Raw genomic sequence first — 8,342 nt, 5'->3', positions numbered from 1 at the left:
GGGGGCGGGGGGGCCGGGGGCCCCGGGCCGCCCATCCGCCCCGCCCCCCCCCGCGGCCCCCCCCCGCCCCCCCCCCCCCCCCCCCCCCCCCCCCCCCCCCCCCGGGGGGGGCCCCCCCCGGGGGGGCGCCGGCCGTGGACGGCCGCGGGGACGTCCAGCGCGGCGACGCGGCCGAGCGGCTGGTCGCGGAGTCGACCGCGGCGCACCTGCTCGTCGTCGGGAGCCACGGGCTCGACGAGTCAGGAGCGCGGCTCGAATTCGGCTCGACGGCGGAGGCGGCGATCGCGCTCGCCGCCTGCCCGGTGGCGGTCGTGCGCGAGTCGCGCGGGCCCGGCCGGGATGGCGGCATCGTCGTCGGCGTGGACTCCGCCGGGGTCGCCGATCACGCCCTCCGCTGGGCTCTGCACGAGGCCGGCCTGCGCGGAGTTCCGCTGCTGGCCGTGCACACCTGGCGCGAGGTCGCCGCCGAGGACTGGAACGACCTCACCTCCGACATCTCGGACCCCGACCGGGAACGGGATGCCCACCGCCTGCTCGCCGAACGCCTCGCCGGAGCCACCGAGCGCTTCCCCGACGTGGAGCTGCACCGTTCGGTCGAGCACGACCGCCCCGTCCGGGCGCTGCTCGCCCACGCGGCGCGCGCCGAACTGCTCGTGATCGGCAGCCGTGGCCATGCCGGTTTCACCGGGATGCTGCTGGGGTCGACCAGCCGGGCGCTCGCCCACTGCGCGCCCTGCCCGCTGCTGGTCGTCCGTCCTCCCGCGTGAGCGCCGACGTGGTGCCGATGCGAGGCGCGCGCCTGATCTCCTGCTGAGAGGCGGGCGGCGCAGGAATCGCGCACGGTCGAACGTGGCCGGGTTCGAGCGGTTCGCCGCAGGCGCCGGGTGCGCTCGCCCCCTCGCTGCGGGGTGTCGAGCCGGAACAGGGGGACGACATGAGCGGAGACGCCCGAGATCCGGTGGTCGTGGGCATCGACGGTTCGGGGACCGCGCGCGGTGCCGTGCGGTGGGCGGCCCGAGAGGCCGCTCGGCGGGGCACCACCTTGCGGATCGTCTACGCCGACGTGTTCGCGCTGCCCGTGCTCCCGGAGCTCCCCGGGCTGCCGTGGCCTCGCGAGCACCACGCGCCGGTGCGCGTCGAGGTGGAGAAGTGGCTGGCGGAGGCCGCCGACTCCGCGCGTTCGGAAAGCCCCGGCGTGCCCGTGGAAACCGAGTCGTGCCCCGGCACCCCGCCATCGGTGATGATCGACGAATCGCGCGGCGCCGAGCTCGTGGTGGTCGGTGATCGAGGTCTGGGAGGTTTCACCGGCCTGCTGGCCGGTTCGGTCGCGCTGGCCGTCGCCGCGCACAGCCACAGCACGACGGCGGTGGTGCGCGGCAGGAGCGACCGCGGGCAGGGGCTGGTCGACGGCCCCGTGGTCGTGGGCCTGGACGGTTCGCGGGAGGCGGAACTCCTCCTGGCGCACGCGTTCGAGGCGGCCGCGGCCTGGGAAGCCCCGCTGCACGTCGTGCACACCTGGGACATCGTCGGCGTCGACGCCACGTGGCTGCGGGTGGGCCCGGCCGAGGACGAGGTGCGCCACCGCGAGCAGCTGCTGCTGGCGGAGCTGCTCGCGGGCTGGTGCGAGCGGTACCCGGACGTCGTGGTGGACCGCTTCGTCGAACGTGGCTCGGCCGCGGGCGCGCTGCTCGCCCGCGCCGACGGGGCCCGGCTCGTCGTCGTGGGCGCTCGGGGGCGCGGTGGGTTCAGCGGGCTGCTGCTCGGCTCCACCAGCCAAGCCCTCCTGCACCACGCCCCCTGTCCGGTCCTGGTGGTGCGCGGGAGGCCGCCTTCCTGATCGACTCCGGGCCTTCCCGCCCCCACGACCGGGCGGTTCGACCGGGGCGCCGCCATCCGCGAGGAGGTCCCGACCGGGCTGGAGCATCCGCGACTGGGCGTGCGCGCGGGCTGGCCACCGGAACCCGCGACCACCGTCCCCCGCGCCGGGCCGGACCGCACGCGAACTCCTGCGCGACTTCGCCGAGCAATGAACGCGGTGCCCGCGTCCCGCGAGGACTTTCGGTCCCTGCGCGGGTGGTGGCCGTTGCGCCATCCTGGCGACGTCGTGCGAGGGGCCCGGCTGGGCCGACCACCCGCGAAGGCACGTCGAGGCGAGGAGGCATCGCCATGTCGCAGCCCGAGAACGCGATCGTGGCAGGCGTCGACGGTTCGGTCCGCTCCATCGAGGCAGCGCAGTGGGCGGCTGGGGAAGCCCGGCGCCACAGCACGCGGCTGCACGTGTTGCTGATCAACGACGATCCCGCCCGAGATGGTTCCGCGGGCGAAGCCGTGCGCGAGGCCGCGGCCGCCTGCCGGGAGGCGGCGCCGGACGCGCCGGTCAGTGCAGAGGTCCGTGCCGGTCATCCCGTCGAGGGGCTGCTGCGCGCCGAGGAAGCCGCCCGGCTGCTGGTGCTGGGCTCGCGCGGGCTCGGCGGATTCGCCGACGCCTTGCTGGGTTCGGTGAGTTCCGAGGTGGCCACCCGGGCTTCCGGCTCCGTGGTAGTGGTGCGCGGCGACGTCGAGCACTCCGGCGGACCGGTCGTGGTGGGTCTGGACGACTCCCCCGGCATCGACAACGCGCTGCGCTTCGCCCTCGACGCCGCGGCGGCTCGGGGATGCGAACTGCTGGCGGTGCAGGCCTGGCACGAGGCCGGGTTGCTCGCGCCCTCGCTTCCTCCGGCCGAGCGCGACGAGACGCAGCTGCGGATCGAGCAGCACGCGCACCAGCAGCTCGCCGAGTGGACGAACCGGTACCCGGGACTCCGCGCACGCGCCGTCGCCGTGCTCGCGCATCCCGTACCCGCTCTCGTCGACGCGGCCGCGACCTCCCCGCTGCTGGTCGTCGGTCATCGCGGCAGCGGTGGCTTCAGCGGCCTGTTCCTGGGATCGGTCGCCTCGGGGGTGCTGCACCACGCGCGATGCCCGGTGGCCGTCGTTCGGTGACTCCGGCCGACGAACTCCCGCGCAGCCCGGCATCACCGGCTGATTCCTGCCACTGCTGTGGCGGGAACGCGGCGAGGGCCGCCGCACGCATCGGAGGACCCTTCACGAACGCAGGTCTCCGGGCTGCCCGGGGAATCCGTTCCCACCGAAGGAATACCGGTCGCCCACCTGGAGCGGTGAGCCGCCGGAGTTGGCCTTCGCCGAAGCGCGCGGCAGCGAACTTGCGCGGTGTGCGCCCGCGACCTCGCGAACGCGGAGCGGTTCCCCGGTCCCGCCGCACCTCGGTGACGCGTCACGGGCAGAGGGCCTCACGAGCTCAGCACGTCGCGGACCACCACCACCGGGCACGGCGCGTGGCGGACGCAGTGCTGCGCGACGGAACCCAGCAGCGCGCCGGCGAATCCCCCGCGACCGCGGTGCCCGACCACCAGCAGGTCGGCGCTCGCCGCCTCGGCGAGCAGCGCGGGGGCGCCGTGGTCCTCGATGACGAGGCGACGCACGTGGCGGCCGTCGTCGGCACGCGTCTCGTCCACGGCCTGCCGCAACACCGCGGCCGCGTGCTCGGCCGCTCCCTCACCGGGCAGCGGCATCGCGATGTCGATCATCGCGGGTATCCCGGACGCGATCAGCGCCGTGATCTCGCCTCCGGCGCGGTCCGCGTAGCCCAACGCCCACCGGAGCGCGGCCCGCGAACCGGGGGAACCATCGACACCCACCAGAATCCGGTCGGCCTCGGTCATCGTCGCCTCCTCCCCGCCCGGCACGTTCCTCACCGTGCGATCACCACGGGGCACGGCGAGTGCTGCACCAGCTGTTGGCTCGTGGACCCCAGCACCAACCCGGTGAAACCTCCCCGTCCACGAGCTCCGACCACGACGAGCTGCGCTCGCTCCGCGTGCGAGAGCAAGGCCCGCACCGGTTTGTCCAGCGGCGCGAAGCGCTGCACCACGACATCGGGATGCTCCTCGGACCAGCCCGCCAGCGCCTCGGTCAGCAAGCGCTCCTCGTCGGACCGGGTCACCGCCCATCCGTCGTCGACCCGGTGTCGCAGTCGCGCCTCGTCGCCGGCCAGGGAGTGCCAGGCGTGGACCGCGTGCAGGGGCACCTCCCGCGCTGCCGCGAACCCGAAAGCGCAACCGAGGGCGGCGATGTCGTGCCGGGACCCGCTCACTCCGACCACGACCGGTTCGGTCCCGTCCGGTTCGTGCTCGCCGCGGACGACCGCGACGGGGCACTGCGCGTGCGCCGCCACCGCGATGGCCACGGAACCGATCAGCAGCCCGGTGAATCCGCCCAGCCCGCGGCTGCCCAGCACCACCAGCTCCGCTCGCCGGGATTGCTCCACGAGACCGCTCGACGGAGCCTCCATGCGGAACTCGGTCTCCACGACGACGTCGGGCGCGACCTCGCGCACCTGCTCCTCCGCCAGGCGCAGGGACTCCTCGGCTTCCTCCCGAACGCTGTCCAGGAACATCTGCCGCGGTGGCACGACCGGCGCGTCGGGCACGACGACGAGCGACTTCACGTCGCAGTGCAGCAGGTGCAGTCGCGCCGACCTCCGGCGCGCTTCCCCGGCCGCCCAGCGAGCGGCGCGGAGGGCCGAGGACGACCCGTCGATCCCGGTCACCACCGTCCGTTCCACCACGGTGCACTCCCCCCGCGTCGATCGCCGGCCCCGGCGAACACCCTCCGGCACGGCATCAGAGTGCACCCACCGCATGCCCGGGGGGACAGGGTCGAGAGTCCCGGAGAGGTCGTTCCGGGGCCCAACGACCCTGCCGTGCCCCCGGGACGTGGCACATCCTGGGTGCTGCGCCCGGAAGGACGGAACGCAGGTGGTGCGGTATGCGAGGACACGAGCCCGACGTCGGCCAGGAGCGGTGGGCGATGGCGAGCCCCGGCGCCCGGAACGAGGAACGGTCCAGGTGATGGCGGAGCGGAACCCCCGCGCGCACGTGTGGAGCGCCCCGGAGCGCGCAGTGCTGAACGCCGCGGTCGAGGCGGCCCCGTCCGTGCACAACGCACGGCCTTGGACGTTCGCGGTCCGCGAGGACGTGGCCGAACTGCGCAGGCACCCGGTCGACCTGCTCGACGAGCACGATCCGCTGGGACGCGACCGCGAGCTCTCGATGGGCACCGCACTGACCAACCTCCTGCTGGCGGTGGAACACCTCGGCCTGGTCCCGGACGTGCACGAGGTGGCGGAACCCGGGTGCGACCGAGCGATCACGACGGTCACCGCGGCCCACCGGACGCACCCGGGGCAGGAGACCGAACGTCGCTTCGCCGCCATCGAGCACCGGCGCAGCTACCGGGGCACCTTCCCGGGACGGCAGCTGTCTCCGGCCGAACGCACCTCGCTGGGGGCCGCCGCCGGGCTCGCTCGCGGCGAGACGCACTGGATCACGGACACGGCCGAGGCGCACGCGGTGGCGCGCTCGCTCGGCTACGCGGCGCGCGTGATGCAGGACGACGACGCATACCAGCGCGAACTCGCCCACTGGATCGTGCACGAGGACGAACCCGGCGGCCAGGAGCCGGAATCCGGCATCGCGGAGAGCTCCTTGGGCCGGCGCGGTCTTCCCGCCGTCGGCCTGGTGACCGACCGCACCAGACTTCCCGACGAGACGCTGCTTGCGGCACGCTTCGAGCACGACTCCGCACTCGTCCTCTGCAGCACCGGTGACACCGCGGACGATCACGAGCGGATCGGTCGAGCGCTGGAACTCGTGTGGCTGGAGGCGACCTCGCGCGGGATCGCCGCGTCGGTGATGACCCAACCGCTCCGGTTGCGCGAAGTGCGCACGGCGCTCGCCGAAGAACTGGAGCTCGACGGGTTCCCGCACATCCTGATGCGCTTCGGCCACGAGACCTGACGGGTGCTCGAACGCTGCACCTGGATGCGCGGCGGGGGCGACTGACCCTCCGCCGTTCCCCTCCGGCTCGTGCCCTGCTCGGAGGACACGCCGCGGGCGCAACGACTGCACGTCCCGGCGCCGCACCATCCACGACCCGTCTGCGTCGAATCCGGATCGACGTTCACCGAGCCCGAGGGAACGGGCGGTGGCGGACCGGATGACGCCGGGGAGCGTCCCGATGTGCTGGCCCGCGGCTCAGGGGCTGCGGCGCGGTGCCCGGCCGGTGCGCTGAGCCGCCGAGGTCACACCTCGTTGCTCGCCTGCCGACTCGGTTCGGTCCCGGTGACCGCGGCGGGGCGTCGGGCCCAGTAGGTGGCGACCAGCGAGCCGGAGATGTTGTGCCACACCGAGAAGATCGCGCCGGGCAGCGCCGCGACCGGGGAGAAGTAGGTCGAGGCCAGGCTGGCCGCGAGGCCGGAGTTCTGCATGCCGACCTCCAGCGCGATCGCGCGCCGGGCCGCCTCGTCGATGCCGACCACCCGGGCGGCCACGTAGCCCAGCACGACGCCGAGCAGGTTGTGCAGCACGACCGCGAGCACCACGATCGGCCCCACGCTGAGCAGCTTGTCCGCGCTGCCCGACACCACGGCGACCACGACGCCGGTGATCCCGATCACCGAGATCAGCGGCAGCACCGGCAGCGCCTTCGCCACCACGGTTCCGGCGATCCGCCGCAAGGTGAAGCCGAGGATCACCGGGACCAGCACGATCTGCAGGATTTCGACGATCAGCTCGGTCGGGTTCACCGGCAGGTAGCTCCCGGCCAGCCAGAGCACCAGGAACGGCGTCACGACCGGGGCGACCAGGGTGGACACGCTGCTCATCGCCACCGACAGCGCGGTGTCCCCCTTGGCCAGGAACACCATCACATTCGACGAAGTACCACTCGGCGCGCAACCGACCAGGATCACGCCGACCGCCAGCTCGGGGCTCAGCGGGAGGACCAGGGTCAGCAGCCAGGCGAGCAGCGGCATGATCACGAAGTGCGCGACGACCCCGATCGCGAACGCCACCGGACGGCGCGCCACGTAGGCGAAATCCCGCGGTTCGAGGGTCATGCCCATCCCGAGCATGATCACCGCGAGGAGCCAGGGAACCACCGAGGTCAACCCGGCGAACGTGCTCGGGAAGGACAGCGCGATCGCCCCGGCGATCAACACGATCAGCGGGAACCAGCGGCCGACCAGCTGGCTGAATGCGCCTATGCGCGAGATCATCGTTCCTCCACACCGGGCAGCCCCGGTCACGCTGCCGATACCACGGTCGATACCGCGTGGCGAGGCGAAGCTACCTCACGCGGGCCGACGGCCTCCAGGCCGCGGGGCGCGATCGCGGACCATCTCGCATTCCCCTTCCGTCCGGGACGGATTTCGCCCACGAGCGGGCCGGTCCGCCAACGCTCGGTTCTCGGGTCGGTGCTGTCCGTGCGCCCGGGACGGCGGCCGCGGGAGTCCGGATGCGACGGACGAGCGCCCCGCCGATCGATCACGACCTCGCTGAGCGCGCACGGACGGCCGGACTCCGGCGCGGTGACGGCCGGCGAGGCTCCTCGCCAGGAGGCCGCCGACCGGTGCCGCGGCCGCGGCCGCGAATCACCGCACCGCGCGGCAGCGGCGTCCGACCGCGGTGGAAGAGGCCCCACCAGCCCGCCGATCCGAACCCGCACGCGGAATGGGCCAGGCCCGCCGCTGCGGGCTCACCGATCGAGGGCTCGTCCCGCCTCGGCCGCCAGGCGCCGCAACCAGGCGTGGGCGGGGTCGCGTTCGTGCATCGGATGCCACCACAAGGACTCGACCAGGTACCCGAGCTCGACGGGCAGCTCGACGATGCTGATGCCCGGGCCCGAGTGCGTGCGGGCGATGCGCTCCGGCATCAGGCCGAGGCGGTCGGTGCCCGCGACCAGGTGCGGGACCGACAGGAAGTTCTCGGTGATGACCGCGACGTCGAGCCGCGCACCACCGGCGAGCGGGCTGGGCATCGGCGAGAGCGCGGAGAACGGCGGCTGGTAGGCCACCACCCAGGTCCGCTCGGCGAAATCGGCTTCGACGGCTTCCGCGGTGGTGCCCGCCGATGCCACACCCAGCGGTCCCGGTAGAGGTGCAGGGACGGGAAGTCCACCAGCACGCCCTGCGGCAGGACGATGCCGTCGACCGTGCGCAGGTGCTCGGACGCCCGGGCGACGATGTGGGCGGTGCTGTGCTGGAACTTCAGCCGCACGTGCGGCGCGTGCCCGCGGACGAGGTCGGTCAGGACGCGGCCGAACGTCGGCAGGTGGCAGTCCGCGACGACCAGGGTGAACTCGTGGTCGGAGCGCTCCGGGTCGAATTGCGCCCCGGGGGGGGGGGCCCCCGCGGGGGCCCCCAACGACCGCGGCGGGTTTTTGGGGGGCGCGGGGGGCCACACCCGCGCCCACGATGTGGGTTGGCGGGCGGCGGGGCGGTG

At 74.1% G+C, this 8,342-nt stretch carries 8 protein-coding genes; 4 read left to right on the top strand and 4 right to left on the bottom strand.

The genetic code is table 11. The features are described 5' to 3' along the window. The first annotated feature begins 134 nt into the window (after positions 1-134). The 3 genes from LCD35_RS28800 to LCD35_RS28790 all read left to right on the top strand — a co-directional run bounded on the left by LCD35_RS28800 (position 135) and on the right by LCD35_RS28790 (position 2,982). Positions 135-767 carry a universal stress protein gene (locus tag LCD35_RS28800; protein WP_225045242.1) on the top strand — a complete coding sequence of 211 codons (633 nt, stop codon included), beginning with the start codon at positions 135-137 and terminating at the stop codon, positions 765-767. A gap of 167 nt (positions 768-934) precedes the next feature. After that, positions 935-1,837, top strand: a complete 903-nt coding sequence (locus tag LCD35_RS28795; RefSeq protein ID WP_224957363.1) for a universal stress protein — start codon at positions 935-937, stop codon at positions 1,835-1,837. 329 nt (positions 1,838-2,166) lie between these two features. Continuing rightward, on the top strand, positions 2,167-2,982 hold the full coding sequence (locus tag LCD35_RS28790) for a universal stress protein (RefSeq protein ID WP_225045241.1): 816 nt from the start codon (positions 2,167-2,169) through the stop codon (positions 2,980-2,982). 308 nt (positions 2,983-3,290) lie between these two features. On the opposite strand, the gene LCD35_RS28785 is transcribed toward LCD35_RS28790, so the two are convergent. Further along, the gene (locus LCD35_RS28785; protein ID WP_224957361.1) at positions 3,291-3,722 is read right to left on the bottom strand and encodes a universal stress protein; all 432 of its coding nucleotides are present in this window, start codon (positions 3,720-3,722) and stop codon (positions 3,291-3,293) included. A 29-nt stretch (positions 3,723-3,751) separates the two neighbouring features. Continuing rightward, the gene (locus LCD35_RS28780) at positions 3,752-4,627 is read right to left on the bottom strand and encodes a universal stress protein (RefSeq protein WP_224957360.1); all 876 of its coding nucleotides are present in this window, start codon (positions 4,625-4,627) and stop codon (positions 3,752-3,754) included. A 283-nt stretch (positions 4,628-4,910) separates the two neighbouring features. Between LCD35_RS28780 and LCD35_RS28775 the strand changes: the two genes are divergently transcribed. Beyond that, positions 4,911-5,858 carry a hypothetical protein gene (locus LCD35_RS28775; RefSeq protein ID WP_224957359.1) on the top strand — a complete coding sequence of 316 codons (948 nt, stop codon included), beginning with the start codon at positions 4,911-4,913 and terminating at the stop codon, positions 5,856-5,858. Between the two features lie 284 nt (positions 5,859-6,142). Here the strand turns inward: LCD35_RS28775 and LCD35_RS28770 are convergent, their stop codons facing one another. Together LCD35_RS28770 and LCD35_RS28765 are read right to left on the bottom strand one after the other, a co-directional pair. Beyond that, positions 6,143-7,117: a bile acid:sodium symporter family protein gene (locus LCD35_RS28770; protein WP_224957357.1), complete on the bottom strand. Its 975-nt coding sequence runs from the start codon at positions 7,115-7,117 to the stop codon at positions 6,143-6,145. A 479-nt stretch (positions 7,118-7,596) separates the two neighbouring features. After that, positions 7,597-7,977 carry a hypothetical protein gene (locus LCD35_RS28765; RefSeq protein ID WP_224957378.1) on the bottom strand — a complete coding sequence of 127 codons (381 nt, stop codon included), beginning with the start codon at positions 7,975-7,977 and terminating at the stop codon, positions 7,597-7,599. Between the last annotated feature and the right edge of the window lie 365 nt (positions 7,978-8,342).

The organism is Saccharopolyspora sp. 6V (genome assembly GCF_020176785.1).
Taxonomy (GTDB): Bacteria; Actinomycetota; Actinomycetes; order Mycobacteriales; family Pseudonocardiaceae; genus Saccharopolyspora_C; species Saccharopolyspora_C gregorii.
This window is presented reverse-complemented; position numbering and strand designations above follow the sequence as displayed.